Origin of the sequence: Robbsia betulipollinis (genome assembly GCF_026624755.1) — a bacterium.
GTDB lineage: Bacteria > Pseudomonadota > Gammaproteobacteria > Burkholderiales > Burkholderiaceae > Robbsia > Robbsia betulipollinis.
The window spans coordinates 262,026-284,619 of record NZ_JAPMXC010000002.1; the positions used below are offsets into that span (position 1 = coordinate 262,026).

Annotated in this window: 15 protein-coding genes and 1 tRNA gene; 7 read left to right on the forward strand and 9 right to left on the reverse strand. The window is 66.1% G+C overall.

Annotation, left to right across the window (positions count from 1 at the left end; all coding sequences use genetic code 11):
* Positions 1-151 precede the first annotated feature (151 nt).
* The 3 genes from OVY01_RS12950 to pgi all read left to right on the forward strand — a co-directional run bounded on the left by OVY01_RS12950 (position 152) and on the right by pgi (position 5,216).
* The gene (locus OVY01_RS12950) at positions 152-1,516 is read left to right on the forward strand and encodes an NAD(P)/FAD-dependent oxidoreductase (protein ID WP_267848002.1); all 1,365 of its coding nucleotides are present in this window, start codon (positions 152-154) and stop codon (positions 1,514-1,516) included.
* 178 nt (positions 1,517-1,694) lie between these two features.
* Positions 1,695-3,497 (forward strand): NAD(P)H-hydrate dehydratase, encoded by a 1,803-nt coding sequence (locus OVY01_RS12955; protein ID WP_267848003.1) that lies wholly within the window; start codon positions 1,695-1,697, stop codon positions 3,495-3,497.
* A gap of 72 nt (positions 3,498-3,569) precedes the next feature.
* The gene (gene pgi / locus OVY01_RS12960; RefSeq protein WP_267848004.1) at positions 3,570-5,216 is read left to right on the forward strand and encodes a glucose-6-phosphate isomerase; all 1,647 of its coding nucleotides are present in this window, start codon (positions 3,570-3,572) and stop codon (positions 5,214-5,216) included.
* Positions 5,217-5,272: 56 nt separating this feature from the next.
* Here pgi and OVY01_RS12965 read toward each other — a convergent pair whose 3' ends face one another.
* Positions 5,273-5,983 carry an ABC transporter ATP-binding protein gene (locus OVY01_RS12965; protein WP_267848005.1) on the reverse strand — a complete coding sequence of 237 codons (711 nt, stop codon included), beginning with the start codon at positions 5,981-5,983 and terminating at the stop codon, positions 5,273-5,275.
* Between the two features lie 139 nt (positions 5,984-6,122).
* On the opposite strand from OVY01_RS12965, the gene OVY01_RS12970 reads away from it, so the two are divergent.
* Both OVY01_RS12970 and OVY01_RS12975 read left to right on the forward strand, forming a co-directional pair.
* A complete protein-coding gene (locus OVY01_RS12970; RefSeq protein ID WP_267848085.1) occupies positions 6,123-6,818 on the forward strand; it encodes an arylesterase in 696 nt (231 codons plus the stop codon).
* A 94-nt stretch (positions 6,819-6,912) separates the two neighbouring features.
* Positions 6,913-7,257, forward strand: a complete 345-nt coding sequence (locus tag OVY01_RS12975) for a hypothetical protein (protein WP_267848006.1) — start codon at positions 6,913-6,915, stop codon at positions 7,255-7,257.
* A gap of 134 nt (positions 7,258-7,391) precedes the next feature.
* On the opposite strand, the gene OVY01_RS12980 is transcribed toward OVY01_RS12975, so the two are convergent.
* The 7 genes from OVY01_RS12980 to tig form a co-directional block, all read right to left on the reverse strand.
* The gene (locus tag OVY01_RS12980; RefSeq protein WP_267848007.1) at positions 7,392-9,335 is read right to left on the reverse strand and encodes a SurA N-terminal domain-containing protein; all 1,944 of its coding nucleotides are present in this window, start codon (positions 9,333-9,335) and stop codon (positions 7,392-7,394) included.
* A 203-nt stretch (positions 9,336-9,538) separates the two neighbouring features.
* Positions 9,539-9,614: transfer RNA gene (locus OVY01_RS12985), tRNA-Val, on the reverse strand.
* Positions 9,615-9,647: 33 nt separating this feature from the next.
* Complete coding sequence (locus OVY01_RS12990) at positions 9,648-9,920, reverse strand: HU family DNA-binding protein (protein WP_267848008.1); 273 nt, start codon at positions 9,918-9,920, stop codon at positions 9,648-9,650.
* A 332-nt stretch (positions 9,921-10,252) separates the two neighbouring features.
* On the reverse strand, positions 10,253-12,664 hold the full coding sequence (gene lon, locus OVY01_RS12995; RefSeq protein ID WP_267848009.1) for an endopeptidase La: 2,412 nt from the start codon (positions 12,662-12,664) through the stop codon (positions 10,253-10,255).
* 267 nt (positions 12,665-12,931) lie between these two features.
* A complete protein-coding gene (clpX, locus tag OVY01_RS13000; RefSeq protein WP_267848010.1) occupies positions 12,932-14,203 on the reverse strand; it encodes an ATP-dependent Clp protease ATP-binding subunit ClpX in 1,272 nt (423 codons plus the stop codon).
* Positions 14,204-14,528: 325 nt separating this feature from the next.
* Positions 14,529-15,191, reverse strand: coding sequence for an ATP-dependent Clp endopeptidase proteolytic subunit ClpP (clpP, locus tag OVY01_RS13005; protein ID WP_267848011.1), 663 nt, complete (start codon positions 15,189-15,191; stop codon positions 14,529-14,531).
* A 191-nt stretch (positions 15,192-15,382) separates the two neighbouring features.
* Positions 15,383-16,702 carry a trigger factor gene (tig, locus tag OVY01_RS13010; RefSeq protein WP_267848012.1) on the reverse strand — a complete coding sequence of 440 codons (1,320 nt, stop codon included), beginning with the start codon at positions 16,700-16,702 and terminating at the stop codon, positions 15,383-15,385.
* Between the two features lie 205 nt (positions 16,703-16,907).
* Here tig and OVY01_RS13015 point away from each other — a divergent pair, with 205 nt between their 5' ends.
* A complete protein-coding gene (locus tag OVY01_RS13015; protein ID WP_267848013.1) occupies positions 16,908-18,086 on the forward strand; it encodes a glycerate kinase family protein in 1,179 nt (392 codons plus the stop codon).
* Here the strand turns inward: OVY01_RS13015 and OVY01_RS13020 are convergent.
* Positions 18,069-20,702, reverse strand: a complete 2,634-nt coding sequence (locus OVY01_RS13020; protein WP_267848014.1) for a mechanosensitive ion channel family protein — start codon at positions 20,700-20,702, stop codon at positions 18,069-18,071. The two genes, OVY01_RS13015 and OVY01_RS13020, sit on opposite strands and share 18 nt — an antisense overlap.
* A gap of 498 nt (positions 20,703-21,200) precedes the next feature.
* Here OVY01_RS13020 and OVY01_RS13025 point away from each other — a divergent pair, with 498 nt between their 5' ends.
* On the forward strand, positions 21,201-22,592 hold the full coding sequence (locus OVY01_RS13025) for a sugar porter family MFS transporter (RefSeq protein WP_284700869.1): 1,392 nt from the start codon (positions 21,201-21,203) through the stop codon (positions 22,590-22,592).
* The last annotated feature ends 2 nt before the right edge of the window (positions 22,593-22,594 follow it).

The window sequence follows — 22,594 nt, forward strand, 5'->3', positions numbered from 1 at the left end:
GGTATGGATGCACCGCGCGGGAGCGCGGCATGGTGCGAAAGGAGGTCGAGATTATACCGCGCAGCGAAGCCCACGCGGCGCCAGCGTTCCGGTTTCCCGACTTTAACGCTATGATGGCGCGCCTTCCCTCATCGTCTGGACCGTATCGCCCATGGAGCAGCTGGACCTCATCGTGATTGGCGCGGGCATCAGCGGTGTCGCCATCGCGACGGCCGCGGCGAACGCCGGCTGGTCCGTCGCCGTCGTCGAACAGCATGCGACCGTCGCGCAGGGCGCGTCTTTCGCGCACGGCGGCCTCGTGCTGCCCGCACCGTTCGATCCCTGGTTCGGTCCGGGTCCACGCATGCCGGAGGCCGGCGGCCTGCCCTGGCGCCGCAAGGCCCACCAACGGCAGGCGGACGATGCGGGCCTCGCGGCCTGGCAAACGCTCGCGGCGCTTTCCCGCGCTTCACGCGGGGCGCTCACCGCGGCTGCGACAACGCACGCGCTCGAATTCGAAGCGCGCGACGGCGGCCTCTACCTGTTTCGCACGCAGGCCATGCTCGAACGCGCCGGCACGCTCGCCGCCGCGTTGCGCGAGGCGGGCCTCCCATCGCGCACGCTCGATGCGGGAGCGTGCCGCGCAACCGAGCCGTCGCTCGCGCATACCGAGGAACTGGCGGGCGCCGTGGCCTTCGACGACATGCTGTCCGGCAATTGCGCGCTGGCGGCCAAGCAATTGAAAACCTCGCTCGCGTCACGCGGCGTCGCCTTCCACACGATGCGACAGGCCGTGGCGATCCACCCCGAAGCCGGCCGGGTCGGGGTGGACACACGTGCCGCGACCGATGCCGCCGGCGCCTTCGCCGGCGTCCACGCCATCGGTTTCGCCAGCCCGTTACCGGCCGCCACCCCGTCCCACACAGGCCCGCGCGATGCCCGGCGTGACAGCAACGGCAGCAACGGCATCGAACGTCTTTACGCGCGGCGCGTGGTAATCGCCGCCGGCACCGGCACGACGACGCTGCTCGCCGGCCTGGGGCTGTCCCTGCCGACCGTGCACGTCGCCACGCGCTCGCTGACCGGCACGATCCTGCGCGAGGAAAACGCGCCGCGCCGGATGCTCGTCGACGCGGAGCGCGGGGTCGGCATCGTCCGCTTCGAGCAACGTCTGCGCGTGGGCGCCGCGCTGGCCCGGCGCGGCGGCGAAACACTCTCGGTCCGGCAGGCCGAGGGCCTCGCCGAACTGCTGCACGATTGCGCCGAGCATCGCGTGGCCGGCGTGGTGCGACTGAGCGCGGCGCCCAGCGTGTGCGAACACGTGCTGGGCGCCGATGGACAAGCGCTGGTCGGCCCGCTCCCCACCGCGCGCGGCCGCCGCACGGACGCCGGAGAGGATCGCGTCTTCATCATGCTCGCGGGCAACCACCGCGGCTGGGGGCTGGCGTTCGGCGCGGCGCAATGGCTCATGCACCAGATGCGGGGCGAGGCGCCGGACGAACAGGCGCGAGCCATGCAGCCGGGCCGCTTCCTTTAGACGCCGCCGGTGCGGCCATGCCGCGCGTAGTGCCTTGGGCTGGAGGCGGGATTGTCCGAATGGCTATGGTGGTCAAGCTATGCCTGTTAGTTGCATATTTTTAAAACCCGGCGTGCGGCTGCACGAAGCCGCGAGGCGTTGTATGTTGAAACATATCCCTGCCTCATTGGAAGCCGTCATGTCGTCTCTACGCCCCTCTGGCACCGCCCGTCTCGTTGCCGACGCCGAACCCGCCGACATCGCACCGGACGCGATCGCCGTGATCGACACCCACGATCGGGCGCTGTCGCTCGAACGCACCGCACTCCTGCGCGCGCTCGAAGCGGCATCGGCCGCAACCGTCGGCCCACATGCGCTGATGCTGCGCGCCGGCGAAGCGACCGCCGCCTGGCTCCTCGCGCAGTTGTCCCCCGCCGCGGCGCCCGGGCCGTCGATCTGGCTCTTTGCCGGCCCCGGAAACAACGGCGGCGATGCGCTGTGCGCCGCGGCCAGCCTGCGCCGCCAGGGCGCCGATGCGCGTGTCTGCCTGCCGAGCGAGCCGACCGGGCCGGTAGGCCGCTGGGCGCTGGAACGCGCCCGTGCGGCGGGCGTGCCACTGCAAACACTCGCGCCGACACCGGCGCAGTGCGCCGCGGCGGCCTGGCTGGTCGATGGTTTGTTCGGCATCGGTCTGAGCCGCGCGCTGGGCGAGCCGTTCGCCTCGCTCGCGCGCACTCTGAGCGCGCGCACGGCCGCTGGCGCCCGTGTCCTCGCGCTCGATATTCCCAGCGGCCTCGATGCCGATACCGGCACGATCGTCGGCGGCGAACTGGCGGTCGAGGTCAGCCATACGCTGACCTTTCTCGCCGCGAAACCCGGGCTGTTCACGGGCGTTGGCCGCGATCTCGCAGGCCACGTCGCGCTTGCCCGACTCGGCGTGGACGACGCGCGGATCGCGACCCTGCGGCATGCGACCGCTGCCGACGGCGGCGTGCACCACGCTGCGGGCGACAGCACCGCCAGCGATGCGGCCCCCACGGCACGACATGAGGCAGAACCTGAGGGACTCCCCCCGCGCGACGAAGACGAAACCGGACACCCCGCGGCGTTGCCCGCGGCTCTCGCGCTCAACGCCCCCGACGGCTTCGCCGCGGCTTTTCCCCGGCGCAAGGCCTCGTCGAACAAGGGCACGTTCGGCAGCGTCGCGATCATCGGCGGCGACACCGGCACGTGCGGCGCCGCGATCCTGTCGGCGCGCGCCGCGCTGTACTGCGGCGCCGGCCGCGTGCACGCCGCGTTGATCGGTCAGGGCGGACCGGCCTACGATCCGCCGCATCCCGAAATCATGATGCGTCAGGTGGATGCGATCGCCCTCGACACGATGGACGGGTTGACGATCGGGCCCGGCCTGGGCAAAAGCGCGCACGCGGCCCAGGTATTGCGCGACGTACTGGCGCTGGCGCTACCCACGATCATCGATGCCGACGCGCTGAACCTGATCGCCGCGGACCCCGATCTCGCCGCACGCGTGCGGGCGCAAGGCCGGCATCTGGTGCTGACGCCCCACCCCGGCGAGGCCGCGCGGCTGCTGGGAGTCACGACGCGGGACATCGAAGCGGACCGTATCGACGCCATCACCCGGCTGGTGCGTACCTACGCGTGCACGGTCGTCCTCAAAGGCTCCGGCACGCTCATCGCGGCGCCCGATGGCCGGTTCGCGATCAATCCCACGGGCAACAGCGGGCTGGCGACCGGCGGCACGGGCGATGTCCTCAGCGGCGTGATCGGCGCGTTCCTGGCACAGCACCTCGCGCCGTTCGACGCCGCGCTCGCCGCCACCTGGATACACGGGCGGGCAGCCGAGGAACTCGCCATCGCCGGCGTGGGGCCTGCCGGCCTCACTGCAGGCGAACTGGCGCCGGCGATGCGCGCCTTGCTGAACCGACTGCTCGCGCGGCGTGCCGGCACGTCCACGATGCCGGAGACGCAAGCGGAAGAATGAAGGATTGACACGACAGCACGGCGCCCGGCGCGGCGCCGTTTATACTCATCGACTCCACAGACAGAGACGGCTATGACACAAGAGACGCTTCCCTCCTGGTCGGCGCTTCGCGCGCACTACGAACAGATCCGCGACGAACGCCTGCGCGACTGGTTCGCACCGGCCAACGATCCAGCACCCACCCGCGCGGAACGTTTCACGCTCGGCGGCGGCGGCTTGACGATCGACTTCTCGAAAAACCGCGTGACCGGGGAAACGCTCGGCCTGCTGACGCAACTCGCGCGCGACGCGGGCGTGGAAGCACGCCGCGATGCCGTTTTCGCCGGCGACATCGTCAACCCGACCGAAGGCCGCGCGGCGCTGCATACCGCGCTGCGCTCGCTTGATCCGAGTGCGCCGCATCATCAACAGATCGCCGCCGAGCGCGCCAAGATGACCGCGTTCGCGAATCAGGTGCGGGAAGGCAAGTGGCGCGGCTACAGCGGCAAGCCGATCCGGCATATCGTGAACATCGGCATCGGCGGTTCCGATCTGGGCCCGAAGATGGTCTGCCATGCGCTGCATCATCTGGCCGACCCGCAGATCTCGACCCATTTCGTCTCGAATGTCGACGGCGCCGATCTGAGCCGCGTGCTGGAGAAGATCGACGCGGAAACCACGCTCGCGATCATCGTCTCGAAAACGTTCACGACGCTCGAAACGATGACCAACGCGCGCTCGCTGCGCGACTGGATCGTGCATTCCGGCTGCCCGGAAGAGGAACTGCACCGGCATTTCGTCGGCGTCTCCGCGAACCCCGAAGAAGTGGTGCGCTTCGGCATCGCGAAGGACAATGTCTTCGAGATGTGGGATTGGGTGGGCGGACGCTACTCGCTGTGGAGCGCGGTCGGCCTGTCGATCATGCTGTCGGTCGGTCCGGAGAATTTCGACGCGCTGCTCGCCGGCGCCGCCGGCATGGACGATCATTTCCGCGACGCGCCTCTGGAAACGAATCTGCCGGTCCTGATGGCGCTGCTGGGGATCTGGTACCGCGACATCTTCGCCTCGCAAAGCGTGCTGGTCGCGCCGTATTCGGAAGCGCTGCACTATCTGCCGTCCTACCTCCAGCAACTGGAGATGGAAAGCAACGGCAAATCGGCCCGCCTGGACGGCAAGCCGGTCAGCGAGGCCACGGCGGCGATCATCTGGGGGGAACCGGGCACCAATGGCCAGCATGCGTTTTTCCAGATGCTCCATCAGGGCCCGACGCTGATCCCGATCGATTTCATCGCGGTCCTGACGCCGGAGCACCGCCTCGTCGGCCACCATGCAAAGCTGCTCGCCAATTGCTTCGCACAGAGCGAAGCCCTGATGCTCGGCCGCACCCTCGAGGAGGCGCGCAAGGTCGCCGGCCCCGGCAAGGAGGATCTCGCCCCGCATCTGAGCTTCCCCGGCAACCGCCCGAGCACGACGATCCTGCTCGATGCACTGACGCCGGCCGCGCTCGGCGCGTTGATCGCGCTGTATGAGCAAAAGGTGCTCGTGCAGGCCGCCATCTGGAACATCAACCCCTTCGATCAGTACGGCGTCGAGCTGGGCAAGGTGCTGGGAAAGGTCGTCGAGGCCGACCTCGAGGCTGCGGCCGGCAGCGACGCCGCCGGAAAGCACGACTCGTCGACCGCCGCGCTGATCGCGCGTGCACGCGCGCTGCTTGCGCCGTCGACACCGCCCGCCCGGTAACGCACCAACCGGCGCGCAATGGCGGCCACGGACGCCGCGGACATCGCGGCGTCCGTCTAGAACCGCAGGCGCCCCGCCTCGATCCGCAGGGTCCGGTCGCAGCGGCGCGCCAGTTCGAGATCGTGGGTGACCAGGATCAGTGTCGCGCCCTGCGCCCGGTTCATCTCGAACATCAACTGGATGACCGACTGGCCGGTGGCGGCGTCCAGACTGCCGGTCGGCTCGTCGGCGAACAGAATCGCGGGACGGGTGACGAAGGCGCGGGCCAGCGCCACGCGCTGCTGCTCGCCGCCCGACAATACCCGCGGATAATGTCGGGTGCGCGCGGCCAGGCCGACGGCGTCCAGCAACCGCGTCGCGCGCGTCACGGCGTCTTCCGGCGCATGCGGGCCGTCCGACATCCGCGACTCGCCGCGCAGTTCGAGCGGCAGCATGACGTTTTCCAAGGCGGTGAGATGCGGCATCAATTGAAAGGACTGGAACACGAAGCCCACGCCGCGGCTGCGCAGGGCGGCGCGTTGATCCTCGTTCAGCTTGCCCAGATCTTCGCCCAGCAGGCGAATCGTGCCGCTGCTGGCGGAATCGAGTCCCGCAAGCAGACCCAGCAACGTCGATTTTCCGGAACCGGATTCGCCCACGATCGCCAGCGACTCCCCCGCGGCGACGTCGAATTCGATGCCGTCGAGGATGCGCAGTTCGCCGGTCGCGTCGCTGACGCGTTTGCCGACGCCCTTCACTTCAATGATTGGATCTGCCTTGATCTGCATGCACTCGCTTCTGAAGAAGAACGTCGGACGGGCGTCCCGCGCCCGCGCTGAAAAAATTTCGCCAGCCGAAGGCGACGCTTCGGCACGACGCCGGCGCGGGCATGACGCGCCGGCGCGCCGCTACGCATTCCTCGCGGCCATGCTGGTGAGCGCGGCATGCGGCTTGACGCCGGCGGCACGCGCCACCGGTACCGCCGCGCCGCACCCGGCAGCCGCGGGCAGTGCCCTTTCCACCCGGACCGGCCCGCCGCGCCCGCCGGCCGTCCAGCCCACCCTGGTCGTGCTGGGCGACAGCCTGTCCGCCGGCTATGGGCTGCCGCCGGACACGGGCTGGGTGACCCTGCTGCAACGGCGCCTCGCGCAGACCTCGCCCCATTATAGCGTCAGCAACGCCAGCATCAGCGGCGACACCACCAGTGGCGGGCTGAGCCGCCTGCCCGCCGTGCTCGCACGCCTGCATCCGGCGATCGTCATCGTCGAACTCGGCGGCAACGATGCACTGCGCGGCCTCCCGCTCGCCACCACACGCCAGAACCTCGCGTCTATCATCACGCTGTCGCAGGCGGCCGGTGCCCGCGTCGTGCTGGTCGGCATGCAGATCCCCCCGAATTACGGACAGGCCTACACCCACGCCTTCGCCTCCCTTTACACCGATCTCGCGGACCACTACCATCTCACACTGGTACCTTTCTTGCTTGAAGGGATCGCCGACAAACCCGAGTTGTTCCAGGCGGACCAGATACATCCTCTGCCGCAGGCACAACCGGTGTTGCTCGATAACGTCTGGAAACGGCTCCAGGCTTTAATCCAAGCGAAGCCGCCCGGCAGTCGGTAAATGCTGCGAGCCGGGCGACGGCGATGATCGGCCCGCCGGACATTGCCATGTTTCGTCATCCTCGTGCGCGAGGCGTAGAAAAGGAGATACCAACGTGAAATATTTACCGCTGATCGCCCTGTCGGTCGCATTCTCGGCGTGCGCCGCGCAACCCACCGAACACTTCGCTTCGGTTGGCAAGAGCGCGAAGGCACCGAAGGAAGTCGCGCAGTGCATCGCCTCCGCCTGGGCGGACAAGACGCAGCAGCCGGTCGTCTCGCAGACGACGATCGCGAACGACCGCGGTGTCGACGTCCTGATGCCGGGGCAGCGCCCGGGCGGCAGCGCGGCGATCGTTCGCCCGGCCATGCAGGGCGAAGGCACGTGGGTCGGCCTGCGTTCGGAAGGCGGCGGTGCGCCGGATCCGGCAGCGGCAAGCGACATCAACGCCTGCCTGTAAGCAGCGGCGCCTCTCGCCAGGCGCGAGCCTTTCAGATGGCAAAAACCCCGTGGGAAGCTCGCTTTCCACGGGGTTTTGTCATCTGGGAAGCACATCCGCCGGCGCGATGCGGTAGCGCATCGCGCCGGCGCGCATCACGGCTCGGTGTTCTCGGCCGGCGCGCTGTCGAGCGAGTAGATCTTTACCTTGGTACGCTTGCGCAACGCCGCGAGATAGGCCGATACCTCGCCCTGGGCGCTGATCTGCGCGAGTTGCTGCTCGATCGCGCCCATGTGGGCGGCATCCACCGGCGCGCCCGCCGTGACCTGATTGATGCGATAGATCGCGTAACCGCCGCCGTCGGGTAGATCGATGCCGACGAACGCCGGCAGTTTCGCCGCGCTGGCCTTGAAGATGGGTCCCATCGCCGCCGCCGGCACGCCCTGCGCGTCGGACCGCGTGACCTTGGCGACCGGCGAGAACCCGGTCAGCGCGGCCGGGTCGGCTGGCGACTTCTCGAAGGCCTGCAACCGCGCCGTGCCATCCTTGCGGGCCAGTTCCGCCGCCTGCGCGTCGACGAGCTTGTTGCGCACGGCTTCGCGCACCTGCTCCAGCGGCGGCAAGGCGACGGGCTTGTACTGCATTACCCGCGCCGCGACCTGCGTCTTGTTGCCGATATCGATCGCGGCTGTGTTGTGCTTGTTCTTCAGCACATCGTCGCCGAACACGGCCGCCAGCACCTTCGCATTATTCGCGGGATCGCCCGCCTGCGCCGCCGGATTCGGCGACCGGGTGACGCTGGCCGTCTGGATCGTCAGGCCGAACTTGTCGGCAGCCGGTTGCAGGCTGTCCGCCTGTTCGTAGACGGTATTCGAAAACCCGTCGATATCGTCCGCGTAGCGTTTCGCCGCAGCGTCGTTCTGCAACGCGTGGACGATATCGTCGTGCACGTCGGCGAGCGCGCGCGTCACGGGCGGCTTGACGTCGGTGACCTCGATGATGTGATACCCGAAATCCGTCTCGACCAGCGGGCTGATCTGTCCCTTCTGCAGGCTGAACGCCGCATCCTCGAAAGGCTTGAGCATCATCCCGCGGCCGAAATAGCCGAGGTCGCCGCCTTTGGCGGCCGAGCCGGGGTCCTGCGAATCGCTTTTGGCGAGCGCGGCGAACTGGTCCGGGTGGGCGGTGACCTGCTTGAGGATGTCGTTCGCTTTCGCCTTCGCGGCGGCGCGCTGCGCGGCGCTCGCGTTCTTGTCCACCGTGATCAGGATGTGGCTCGCGCGCACTTCGCCCGCGGTACGATACTGGCTCAGATGGTCCTGGTAGTACTTGGCGACGTCCGCCTCGCTCGGCTTCACCGATTGCGCCAGCGATGCGCTGCTGAGCACCACGTACTGGATCGTGGCGCTTTCCGGCGTGGTGAATTCGGCATGGTGATCGTCGTAGTAGCGCTTGATCTCCGCCTCGCTCGGCTGCACGCGAACGCGATAATCGGCCGCGCGCAGCACCAGGCCCTGGACATCGCGCTGCTGGCCGATCAGCGCGGCCAGCCGCTGCGCCAGCGCATGCGGCAGCAAGGCGCTTTGGCCGATATTCTGCGTGATCTGCGTGCTGGCCAGCTGGAAGCGCTCGCTCGCGTCGAGTTGCGGTCCGGTCATGCCTTGCGCGGCGAGGAGTTGCTGATAGGTCGCGGCATCGAAGGAGCCGTCCGGCCGTTTGAGTGCGGCGATCGCGGGAATCGCCATGATCGCGTTACGCACCGCCTCGTCGCTGGCCGTCAGATTCAGGCGGCGCGTTTCCTGCCCCACCACCCGCTGCTGGATCATGCCGTCGAGCACCGACTGCCGCATCGCCGGTGTGTCGAACGTCTTGGGATCGTACGACTGCCCGAGCATCTGCCGGGCGCGATCGGTCTGATCGCGCAACGCGGCGTCGAACTGCTGGCGGGTAATCACGTCACTGCCCACTTTCGCGGCATTGCCGCTATTGTCGAACATGCCACGGAAACCCTGGATGCCGACGAGCCCGAGGCCGGGCACGACGAACAACGCCAGAATGATCATCATCAGGCGTCGATGGCTGCGGATGAAATCTAACATGCTTACCGACCGGAAAATCGAAACGCCCGATCTTACCTCACGTGGCGCTTGAACGGCGCGTCCGGACCGGTATCAGGCGCCAGGATTCGCGAGGCGGGGAAATTCAGGCAGATGAAAAAACAAAACCCGGGAGGCAACGATGCCCCGCGGGTTCTGGAGAACCGTCTCCTCGATTACGAGGCGGCGGTGAATTTGCGCAACGGTGGTGGGTGCTGACGGGCTCGAACCGCCGACCTACGCCTTGTAAGGGCGCCGCTCTACCAACTGAGCTAAGCACCCGTTCCGCGTCCGCCCTGCTGCGGCGACAGAGCGCTACTTTACATCATTCTTGAAGGCTTTGCCAGGGCGAAACTTCGGCACCCGCGCCGCCTCGATCGTCAGCGCCGCCCCGGTGCGGGGGTTGCGTCCGACGCGCGTGCGGCGCCCGCCGAGATCGAAGGTACCGAAGCCGACGAGCGTCACGCTTTCTCCCCGCTTGACCGCATCCTTGATCCGCTCCATCGTCGCATCGATCGCCCGTTTCGCCTTGACTTTCGAAATGGCCGCCGTCTGCGACACATGCTCGATCAGATCCGTCTTGTTCATCCACGCTCTCCTTGCCCACGGTATCGGAAGAATCCGGCGGAACCGCCGCCTGTCGTCAGGACCGCGCTTCCGGCACTTCCGTAATCTACCGAGGATCGCATCGGCAATACTGAAGTTTCCTCACGAGCGCCCCACCGGTCCTAAGCAAAAGGCCGGGGCGTTCGCATGCGCCATCGCGATTTCGGTGGAAGCGGAATTTCGCGGACAAAAAAAATCCGCGAATCGCTTCGCGGATTTCTCGTCGTGTCGACGGGACCAACGGCGCCCGCCCTCATCGGCAGGCGCGTGCCGTGCCAGCGCGATGCTACCGCGCCGGCACGGCACGCCGGTCATCAATGTTTCACGACCTCGTTCGCGCCACGTTCTGCGGTTTCGGCGACGGGCACTTTCGGCTCCTCGTCGGGCAGGGCTTCCGGCATGCGTTCCAGCGCCAGCTCCAACACCTTGTCGATCCAGCGGACCGGCATGATTTCGATGTTGTTCTTGACGTTATCCGGAATGTCGGTCAAGTCCTTCACGTTGTCCTCGGGGATCAGCACCAGCTTGATGCCGCCGCGATGCGCCGCCAACAGCTTCTCCTTCAAGCCACCGATCGGCAGGACCTCGCCGCGCAGCGTGATCTCGCCGGTCATGGCCACGTCCGCGCGCACCGGAATACCGGTCAGCACCGACACCATCGCCGTCGTCATCGCCGCGCCCGCGGACGGACCGTCCTTGGGCGTCGCGCCTTCAGGCACGTGGATGTGCAGATCGCGCTTCTCGAACGCCTCGTCGCGAATCCCCAGGCGGCGAGCGCGTGCCCGCACGACCGAGCGCGCCGCCTCGACCGACTCCTTCATCACGTCGCCCAGCGAGCCGGTACGAATCACCACGCCCTTGCCAGGCATCGTCGCCGCTTCGATCGTCAGCAGGTCGCCGCCCACTTCCGTCCAGGCCAGACCCGTCACCTGCCCGACCTGGTTTTCCTTCGCGGCCAGGCCGAAGTCGCACTTGCGCACGCCCAGGAAGGTGTCCAGGTTGCCACTACCGATCGTGACCGATTTCTCGGACTTCTTCAGCAACAACAACTTGACGACCTTGCGGCAGATTTTCGAGATTTCACGCTCGAGCGAACGCACCCCCGCTTCGCGGGTGTAGTAACGGATGATGTCGCGAATCGCTTCTTCCTCGACTTCGATCTCGCTCGTCTGCAGCCCGTTGTTCTTCTTCTGCTTCGGCAGAAGATAACGCTGCGCGATGCTGACTTTCTCGTCCTCGGTGTAGCCGGACAAGCGAATGACTTCCATCCGGTCGAGCAGCGGCGGCGGGATGTTCAACGAGTTCGACGTCGCCACGAACATCACGTCCGACAGGTCGAAGTCCACCTCGACGTAGTGGTCCGCGAACGTGTGGTTCTGTTCCGGGTCCAGCACCTCGAGCAGCGCCGAGGAAGGATCGCCGCGGAAATCCATGCCCATCTTGTCGACTTCGTCGAGCAGGAAAAGCGGATTGCGCACGCCGACCTTCGTCAGGCTTTGCAGGATCTTGCCAGGCATCGAGCCGATATAGGTGCGCCGATGGCCGCGGATCTCGGCCTCGTCGCGCACGCCGCCCAACGCCATGCGCACGAACTTGCGATTCGTCGCCCGCGCGATCGACTGCCCGAGCGAGGTCTTGCCCACGCCCGGGGGCCCGACCAGACACAGGATCGGCGCCTTGACCTTGTCCACCCGTTGCTGGACCGCCAGATATTCGAGAATGCGTTCCTTCACTTTCTCGAGGCCGAAATGGTCCTCGTCGAGCACCTTTTCGGCATTCGACAGGTCATTGTTGACCTTGCTCTTCTTACGCCACGGCAATCCGACCAGCGTGTCGATGTAGTTGCGCACGACCGTGGCCTCGGCCGACATCGGCGACATCAGCTTGAGCTTCTTCAACTCGGCATCGGCCTTCTTGCGGCCTTCCTTCGGCATCCGGGCGTTGACGATGCGTTTCTCGAGTTCCTCGAGGTCCGCGCCCTCCTCGCCTTCGCCCAGTTCCTTCTGGATCGCCTTGACCTGCTCGTTGAGGTAGTACTCGCGCTGACTCTTCTCCATCTGACGCTTGACGCGCCCACGGATGCGCTTTTCCACCTGCAGGATGTCGATCTCCGATTCGAGCTGCGCGAGCAGGTGCTCGAGCCGTTCGATCACCGGCATCATCTCGAGCACATGCTGCTTCTGGTCGAGCTTGAGCGGCAGGTGCGCGGCGATCGTGTCGGCGAGCCGGCCCGCGTCGTCGATGCCGGACAGGGACGTCAGGATCTCCGGCGGGATCTTCTTGTTCAGCTTCACATACTGATCGAACTGCGACACGATCGCGCGGCGCAGGGCCTCGGTTTCGGCGCTGTCGGCCTGGTCGGGCTCGAGCGGCAAGGCCTCGCAGGTGAACTGCGTTTCCTCTTCCTCGACCGACAATGTTTTCGCGCGCTGCAACCCCTCGACAAGCACCTTGACGGTGCCGTCGGGCAGTTTCAGCATCTGCAGGATATTGGCTACGCAGCCGACCTCATGGAGATCTTTCGACGTAGGCTCATCCTTGGCCGCGGCTTTCTGCGCGACAAGCATGATGTGCTTGCCGCCTTCCATGGCGGATTCAAGCGCCTTGATCGATTTCGGACGCCCAACGAACAACGGAATAACCATGTGCGGAAACACGACGACATCCCGCAGCGGGAGCAGCGGGAGTCGGATCGGTTCCGACGGGAGGAGTTGGGTCCCTGACATTTTCATTTCCCCATGAATGGAATCGGGTTTGAACCTAATTGGGGCCTGTCTTCGCGATTACAAGGCAACTGCAAAATCAAAAATAACGGCAAAACAGTGCTGAGAGCGAATGTCGACGCCACCTCGGCGGCGAAACGGTGGATCGGAACGGCTTACACAGCATCGCACAGACCGCCATAACGCGTCGCTACGAAAAAAGCCGTTCACGTCGCCATGAACGGCTTTCCGGCGAGGCGTTCCGGATGCGCTCCGGACACGCCGTCAGGCTCAGTTCGAGCCGGAGACCTTCGGCGTCTCTTCGTAGATCAACAAAGGCTTGCCGTTGCCATCAATCACGTTGTCGTCGATGATGACCTTGGTCACGCCCTGAAACGTCGGCAGTTCGTACATCGTTTCCAGCAGGGCCTGCTCCAGGATCGAGCGCAGGCCACGCGCCCCGGCCTTGCGGCGAATCGCCTTGCGGGCCACCGCCTGCAGTGCATCCGGGCGCAACTCGAGTTCGACGTGTTCCATGGAGAACAAACGCTGATACTGCTTCACCACCGCGTTTTTCGGCTCGATCAGGATGCGGATCAGCGCTTCTTCGTTCAGCGAACCCAGCGTCGCGACCACCGGCAGGCGGCCGATCAACTCGGGAATCAGACCGAACTTGATCAGATCTTCCGGCTCCACTTCCTGCAGAACCTCGCCCGAATCACGTTCCTGTGCGGTCTTCACCGCCGCGCCGAAACCGATGCCGGTACGCTCCGTGCGGTCGACGATCACCTTCTCCAGGCCATCGAACGCGCCACCGCAGATGAACAGGATATTGGTCGTATCGACCTGAATGAAATCCTGGTTCGGGTGCTTGCGGCCTCCCTGCGGCGGCACCGAGGCCATGGTGCCCTCGACGAGCTTGAGCAGCGCCTGTTGCACGCCCTCGCCCGACACATCGCGCGTGATCGACGGATTCGCCGACTTGCGGCTGATCTTGTCGATCTCGTCGATGTAGACGATGCCCTTCTGCGCCTTCTCGACTTCGTAATTGCAGTTCTGCAGCAACTTCTGAATGATGTTCTCGACGTCCTCGCCGACATAACCGGCTTCGGTCAGCGTGGTCGCATCGGCGATCACGAACGGCACGTCGAGCAGGCGGGCGAGCGTCTGCGCGAGCAGGGTCTTGCCCGAACCCGTCGGTCCGATCAACAGAATGTTGCTCTTCGCGAGTTCCACTTCGTTGCTCGACGACAGATACTTCAAACGCTTGTAGTGATTATGAACGGCCACGGCGAGGATCTTCTTCGCGCGTTCCTGTCCAATCACGTACTGATCCAGGATCGTTCGAATTTCCTGGGGAGTCGGCAGCCCGGATTTGACCGCGCCGGTTTCCTCCGGGAGTCCCGTGGCTTCATCACGAATGATTTCGTTGCACAAGTCGATGCATTCGTCACAAATGAACACCGACGGGCCAGCGATCAGCTTTTTGACTTCATGCTGACTTTTCCCGCAAAACGAACAGTAAAGCAGCTTTTCGCCGCTGGAAACCTTCTTGTCCGCCATAACTATTCATGCCTCCGGACATGTTCACTTCATCATACGCCGATTGCTCCCGACCCGCGAATCGCGCGGTCCGGCACTCATGCGACGAGAAAGGCGGCTGAACCGCGAGGGAAAAAACGCATCCTGCGGATCGCCCGGGAAACCTCGAAAACCCTGGTATCACGGGCAATCCGGCCTTCTGGGAAGACATAACCGACCTTTGCCGCATCGTGTCCAAAATACGACGCCGGCGCGCCGCCTGCCGGCCCCGAATGCGGCATGCCGATGCAATGGCGTGCCGCGCGGGAGCGTGGAAGCCGGCACGTACGCGGTGCCGGCGATCTTCTCAGGGACGCTTGTCCAGTACCTGATCGATCAGACCGTATTCCTTGGCATCGTCGCTCGACATGAAGTTGTCGCGATCGGTATCGCGCTCGATGCGCTCGACGGGCTGACCCGTGTGCTTGGCGAGCAACTGATTCAGACGCTCCTTGAGGTACAGAATTTCGCGTGCCTGAATCTCGATGTCCGACGCCTGGCCGCGCGCGCCGCCCAACGGCTGGTGGATCATCACGCGGGCATTGGGCAGGGCGAAGCGCTTGCCCTTCTCGCCTGCCGCGAGCAGGAAGGCACCCATGCTGGCCGCAAGCCCCATGCACAGCGTCGATACGTTCGGCTTGATGAACTGCATCGTGTCGTAGATCGCCATCCCCGCCGATACCGAGCCGCCCGGACTGTTGATGTACAGGCTGATGTCCTTGTCCGGGTTTTCGCTCTCGAGAAACAACAACTGCGCGACCACCACATTGGCGGTCTGGTCGTTGACTTCGCCGATCAGAAAGATCACCCGCTCTTTCAGCAGGCGGGAATAGATGTCGTAAGCACGCTCGCCCCGACCACTCGTCTCGACCACCATCGGCACGAGCCCAAGTGCCTTCGGATCGAAGTCCGAAGCGCGGCCCGGCGTGCCCCAGTGGGCCGAATGCTGCCAATTTTCGCGATACGTCATGCGATCAGTCCTTTACGAGAAAGAGGTGCTGGAATAAAGCGGCCGGTCCGGCCCCGGGTGCTGCCACCGATGCGCACGCTACGCGAACACACTGCAAACGTCCCGCCTGCCGGTAAAACCGGTATCCCGAAGCGGCGCGGGCGCGCGCCGAACTTTCGCCCGACGCGCGCCCGCCCTTTGCTTCACAGACCTCAGGCCGAGGCGCCCAGCTTCTCGAATGGCACTTCCTCGTCGGTCACCTTCGCACGCGAGGTGACGAATTCGACGACGTTGTTTTCCACCACGTAGGCTTCCATCTCGGAAAGCCGCTGCTGATTGGAATAATACCAGCGCACGACTTCCTTCGGGTCCTCGTAGCTTTTCGCGAATTCCTCGACTTCGGCGCGGATCTGGTCCGGCTTCGCCTTCAGGCCGTTCTTCTCGACCAGTTCGGCGAGGATCAGGCCGAGCTTGACGCGGCGTTCCGCCTGATCATGGAACATTTCGACGGGAATCGGCGCGTCTTTCGCGTTCGGCACGCCGCGCTGTTCCAGATCCTGGCGCGCGAGTTCGACCAGACGCTGCTGGTCCTGCTCGACCAGCGCCTTCGGCACGTCCAGGTCCGAAATCGACAACAACGCGTCCATCACGCTGTTCTTCAGTTCGGCCTGCGCGCGGCGCTTGGCTTCGCGGTCCAGATTCTCGCGGATCTCGCCACGCATCTTCGTCAGGTCGCCGTCCTCGACGCCGAGCGTCTTGGCGAATTCGGCATCGATTTCCGGATAGGTGGGTGCCTCGATCTGCTTCACGGTGACCGTGAACTGCGCGGTCTTGCCTGCGACGTCCTTGCCGTGATAGTCCTCGGGAAACACCAGGTCGAACTCGCGCGAGCCGCCGACTTCCAGACCGATCGTCGCCTTCTCGAACTCGGGCAGCATCCGGCCTTCGCCCAGCGTATAGACGAAATCCTCCGCGGAACCGCCTTCGAAGACCTCGCCGTCGATCTTGCCGACGAAGTCCACCGTCACGCGGTCGCCTTCCTGCGCATCCTTGCCGTTCGCATCGCCACGCGCCGCGAACTCGACGCGCTGCTTGCGCAGGATGTCGAGCGTGCGGTCGACTTCGTCGTCGCCGATGGTCGTCACGGTGCGCTTGATCTGCGCCTCCGCGACGTCGCCGATCTTCACTTCCGGGTAGACCTCGAACGTCGCGTCGAACGCGATCGCATCGTCGCCTTCACCCAGCTGCTTCGGCTCGAAGCGCGGCTGGCCCGCGACCTTCAGGTTTTCGGCACGGCTGATCTCGAAAAACTGCTTGCCGACCTTGTCGCTGAGAACTTCGGCCTGCAACTGCCCTTCGTACTGGGACGCGACGACCTTCATCGGCGCCTTGCCCGGCCGGAAGCCGGGCATGCGGAACGTCTTCGCGATTTGCCGCAGACGGCTGTCCACTTCCTTCTGGACCGCTTCGCGAGGAAGCGCGATGGTGACGCGCCGTTCGAGCTTGCCGAGCGTTTCTACAACGTTTGCCATGGATTCGATCCGTTCTTTTTTGGTTTCCTGCTCATGTCCGGCCGGCGGGCGCTACCTGCTGCATGCGACGTCATCGGGGGATCACGTTGCACACCAGCGCGCCGCCACGCCATCGGCTCACAAGCCTGATGCGTTGAACTGTAAAGCCAGCTATTCTAGCAAACAATTTCGCGGGCCCGCCGAAATCGCCGCCATGAGCCTTTCCATGCCGCTTCCCGTCCCGCTTCCCGTCCCGCCTCTCGCGCCGGTCATCGTGATCGCCCCGGATTCCTTCAAGGGCTCGCTCGGCGCCGCCGCCGTCGCGGCGGCGATCGCCACCGGGCTGCGGCGCGCGCTACCCGACGCGCAATTGCGCCTCCGCCCGATGGCCGATGGCGGCGAGGGCACGCGCGACGCATTCATGACCGGCTCCGCGCGCCGCCACGACGTCATGGTGACCGATGCCGCAGGCGGCCGCCGCCCCGCGCCGGTCGCGCTGCTGGCCGCGGGCGGCGCCGTGATCGAGTCCGCCGAGATCGTCGGCATCACCGATCCGCACGGCATGCGGGCACCCGTCGAACAGCGCTCCAGCCGCGGCGTCGGCGATGCGTTGCGCGCCCTGCTGGATCTCGCGCACGCGGAGCACGACGGCGTGCGCGAGGTGTTCGTCGCGCTGGGCGGCAGCAGCACCAACGATGGCGGCGCCGGCATGCTGGTGGCGCTGGGTGCGCGCCTGCTCGACGCCGCCGGCCAGGACGTGCCGCCCGTTCCGGAAGCGTTCGCACGCATCGCGCGCATCGATCCCGCCGGCCTGGATGCCCGGCTCGCCGGCCTCTCCCTGGTCGCGATGTCCGATGTCGACAATCCCTTGTGCGGCGAACACGGCGCGACGGCGGTGTTCGGCCCGCAAAAAGGCGTGCGCGCGGACCGGATCGCCATGCTCGACGCGGCGCTGGGCCACTACGCCGATTGCCTGGAACGCGCCATGGGTCGCGGCGCCCGCGCCCTGCCCGGCGCGGGCGCCGCGGGTGGCCTGGGCTATGCGCTGCTGATGCTGGGGGCGCGCTTCGCCCCCGGTGCGCGCGTGCTGGCCGATCATATCGGCCTTGCCCCGGCCCTGCAGGACGCCGACTGGCTGATCACCGGCGAAGGACGCAGCGACGCGCAGACGTTGCGCGGCAAGGCGCCCTTTGTCGCGAGCCAGTACGCGCGCGACGCGGGCGTGTGCGCCACCCTGCTGTCCGGCGCGGTGGAGCGCACGGCGCGGGCCGCGCTTGGCGCGCATTTCACGGGATGCTTTTCCATCGTGCCGGGGCCGATGGCGCGCGAGGAGGCGATCCGGGACGCGGCGGCGCTGCTCGCCGACGCCGCGGAACACCTGGCCCGGCTACGCTTCGGGCGGTGACACCGCGCCGCGCGGCGTCGCATCCGGCCCCAGCGGAGCGCGCGTGGCGAGCGCATTCTCGGCGGGCAGTACCCAGCTTGCACGCGGGTTCGCGATCTCGATGCCCAGCTCGCGGAACCGCTCGAACATCTTCCGGTTGAACGCGCGCTGCACGCCCCAGCGTCCCTTGTCCACGCAGCGGATCTGCCCGGCGATCGTCACCATCGAACCGTCGACCGAGTCCACGCCCCACAGTTCCAGATCGTTCAGGGTCAGGTCCTGGAACGCGGGATCGGCACGCATGTCCGCGCCGATCTTCTGCAACTCGTCGATCACCTGATCGATATCGCTGTCATAGGCCACGCTCACGCGCACCGCCGCGTTGCCGATGCCGCGGTTCGTATTGTTGACCGTCGACACCGAGCTGAAAGGCACGATATGCAAGGAGCCGTCGCCCGCGCGCAGGCGCACCGTGCGAATCGACAGGTACTCCACGCTGCCCGACACCCCCGCCACCGTCACCCAGTCGCCGACCTGCATCGCGTTTTCCATCAACAGGAAAATGCCGGTGATGAAATCCTGCACGAGCTTTTGCGAACCGAAGCCCAGGGCCACGCCGATAATGCTCGCCCCGGCCAGCAGCGGCGTCGTGTTGATGCCGATCTCGTTCAACGCGGTCAGGCCGACGATCAGCACGATGACGATGAACAGGCAGCTGCGCAGCATCGGTATCAGCGTGCGCAGCCGCGCCGCGCGCACCAGGTCGCCGCTTTCGGTCCAGCGTGCGAGACGCCGTTCCACGGCTGCGTTGGCCATCTCCCATACCGCCACCGCGACACCGGCGGCGACGGCGATGGTCAGCGCGGCCGAGGCGAGGTCGCGGCCGACGGAACCGTGCCTGAACCACGCGATCGCATTGAAGCCCCAGACCTCCAGCAAGGCGATCGCCGCGCCAATCACGATGACCGCGGACACGGCGGAACGGGCGATCGGATAGTAGCGCTCGGCCAGCCGGCCGCGCGACCCCGAGGACCCCGCGCCGGGCGCTTCCGTGTCGGCGTGGAATGCCCGGCCCAGGCCGCCCAGCGCGAGAATCGCGAACAGGCGCGCGGCGACGATGACGCCCACCGAGACGCCGATGAAATGAACCAGCTTCGGAAAGCCGTCCTCCACCCCGAGCGCCCAGACGACCCAGATCGCCATCACGACGAAGGCAGCGAAGTAGGCCCATACCTCCGCCAGCCAGTTGCGCACGCCGGCCACCGCCCCATGTCGGTCCGCGCCCGCCGCGATGCGCTCGCCGATAGGCTTGCGGACATGGAAAATCAGGACGACCACGAAGATGTGGACCACCAGGGAAATCAATTTCATGAACGCGACACGGCCGACTTCGCTTGCGCCGAACGCCCCCGCGCCGTTGCTGATCGCCAGACCGACGGCGGCCACCACCACGATGCGCCGCACCCAGTTTTCCACGACCCGTGACAACTCGGCGCTGACCCGCAGGATGCGCAGGCCATGCCCGACGGGCGACACCAGCAGCCGTACCACTGCCATCGTGACGCGTATCGTCAGATAGGCATCGACGAAGCCGCTCACCATGTCCTCGATGGCGCCCTGGTTACCCGCGAGCCAGCGCAGCACCAGCCCCGCTGCGAGGAAGAACAGCGCCAGCGGCAGCAGGTCGAGAACGAGCGCGCCGAGCGCGTACGGCAGGTGGCGCAGCGTCGCCCAATGCTCGGCCGAGCGCGGCACCGCGACCGGCGGCTGCGCGGCATTGGCGCTCTCCGCCGCCGCGGCCATCACCTGCTCGGCGCCATGACCGGCCCCGGCGCCGTCGCCCGCGTCCACCTTGACCGCCTCGACACGCTCGGTACCGTCGACCTGCGTGCGCATCAGCGCGACATCGCCCGGCGGGGTCTCCAGTCCCGCTGCGACGGCGTTTTCCCGTTCCGTCAGCACGGAGGCGGCGTCGGGCGCCGGCGTCGCCTCCGCCTTCTCCGACGCGGCCTCGGCACCGGCCCCGCGGTCCTTCGCGTTCGCCGTGCGCGCCGCGTGTGCCGTGACCGCCGCGACATCGCCGACCAGCTTCGCACCAACCTCCGCGCGCGCCGCCGCTTCGCGCGCTTCTATCTCGCGCCGGCCCTGCGCGACGCTCTCGCGGCGCACCCGCGCCTGCCGCACGTCCTCTTCGCGCGCCCGGCGCTCGACCGTCTCGGCATGCTCGACCAGCGCCTGTCGCGGCCGTTTCAAGACCCGTCGCAGCAGCCACTCCAGCGCCAGTCCCACGATAAACACGGCCAGCAACGCGGTCGAGCCCTTGATCAGCAGATCCTGACCATGCTCGGTGCCGAAGGTGGTACGCAACCAGCGCATCAGCGTCGGCAGGGCCACCACCGCGTGCTCCAGTTTCACCAACTGGTCGGTCAATCCGTCGACCCAGTGCCCGATCTGTCGCAACAATTGCGCCGTCAGGCCATTGGCTTCGATAGGGACGATCGCGGCGGCTCCGGATGCGCCGGAGGCTGGCGCGGCCGCGGCCGGGACGGCGGCGGGAGCGGCCGCGGAACTGTCAAGCGCGAACAACGCAAGCATCAGCGGGGCCGCGAGTCTTGTCAGGAAATTCGGTATACGCATCGGAATCGCTATGAAAATTGAGAAGTGTCGCCCACCCCCGAGGGGCGCCGGCAGCGAATCATTGTTGCAGCTTTTACCGTTGCGCGCGATGAACGCAAACGCACATACGGCAATGCCGTCGCGCGCCATACTCGCGCTCGCCATGACACGGGGCACCCTGTGCATGGCAGGCAGTTCGGTATCGCCAGCGGAAGAAGGGGGCCGCCGGAGAGTGCATTTTTCCGGCAGGTCGGTCATATTTGCGACGGTTCGCCCGGACCGCTCCATGCGCGTGACGGTCGAACCGTCGGGTGCGATTCTTGCATTTGGCGTGCCGGCGTTTTTCGTCCCGCACGATCGTGGGCGTGATCTCGCAGGTCGCTTCCGGCACGCGGCCAGACAGGATAGTATGCGGGCGCGATGCGCGGGCGAACCCGCCACGCATCGCGCAATGAAACATATGCCGTCCCGTGACGGCAGGAAACGACGATCTCGTCAGAGCAACAAGGAGACATTTTTTTGAATACCATTACGGCCAAAACATCGAGCCCATCGCGTTACAAGGTCATCTTCACTTGCCTGATGGCCGCTCTTGCCGGCCTGCTGTTCGGCCTGGACATCGGCGTGATTTCAGGCGCCCTGCCTTTCATCGCCAAGACGTATGCGATATCGGATCGCCTCCAGGAATGGATCGTCAGTTCGATGATGTTCGGCGCCGCGGTCGGCGCAGTCGTCGCCGGCTGGCTGTCGTGGAGCCTGGGGCGGAAGTACTCGCTCGTGCTCGGCGCGATCTTGTTCGTCGCCGGCTCGATCGTCTGCGCGTTCGCCTGGAATCCGATGGTGCTGATCGGCGGCCGGATCCTGCTGGGGCTGGCCGTGGGCATCGCGTCATTCACGGCACCGCTCTACCTCTCGGAAATCGCGCCGCAATCGGTGCGCGGCGCGATGATCTCGCTGTATCAGTTGATGATCACCGTGGGCATACTCGCGGCGTTTCTGTCGAACACCGCATTCAGCTATAACGGCAACTGGCGCTGGATGCTGGGCGTGATCGCCTTCCCGGCCCTGGTTCTGCTGCTGGGTGTCATGCTCCTGCCGCGCAGCCCGCGCTGGCTGATGATGCGGGGGCGCGAGACCGAGGCACTGCGCATTCTCGTCAGCCTGCGGTCCGACCGCGCCACCGCGGAGCGGGAAATCCATGAGATTCGCGAACAGCTGCGCGTCAAACAGGAAGGGTTCTCGCTGCTGCGCGCCAACCGGAATTTCCGGCGTTCGCTGGGCCTCGGCATCCTTCTGCAGATCATGCAGCAGCTCACGGGCATCAACGTCGTCATGTATTACGCGCCGCGCATTTTCGGTCTGGCCGGGTACGGCAGCCCGCAAGCGCAACTGTGGGGGACCGTGCTGATCGGCGCGGTCAATGTGCTGTCCACCTTCATCGCGATCGGCCTCGTGGACCGCTGGGGCCGCAAGCCCATCCTCTACATCGGCTTCGCGGTCATGGCGCTGGGCATGGGCGCGCTGGGCATTTTGCTGCATCTGGGCGTACACACGCCGGCGGAGCAGATGACGGCCGCTGGCACGCTCCTGATCTTCATCGTGGGTTTCGCGATGTCGGCGGGACCGCTGATCTGGATTCTGTGTTCGGAAATCCAGCCGACGAAGGGCCGCGACTTCGGCATCGCCGTATCGACCTTCACGAACTGGATCGCCAACATGCTCGCCGGTGCCACGTTCCTGACGCTGATCAATGAAATCGGCGCGCCGGCCACTTTCGGCGGCTATGCGTTGCTCAATGCCCTTTTCATTCTGCTGGTGCTGTGGCTCGTGCCGGAAACGAAGGGCGTGTCGCTCGAATTGATCGAACGCAATCTGCTTGCCGGAAAACCGCTGCGTTCGATCGGACAATAGCG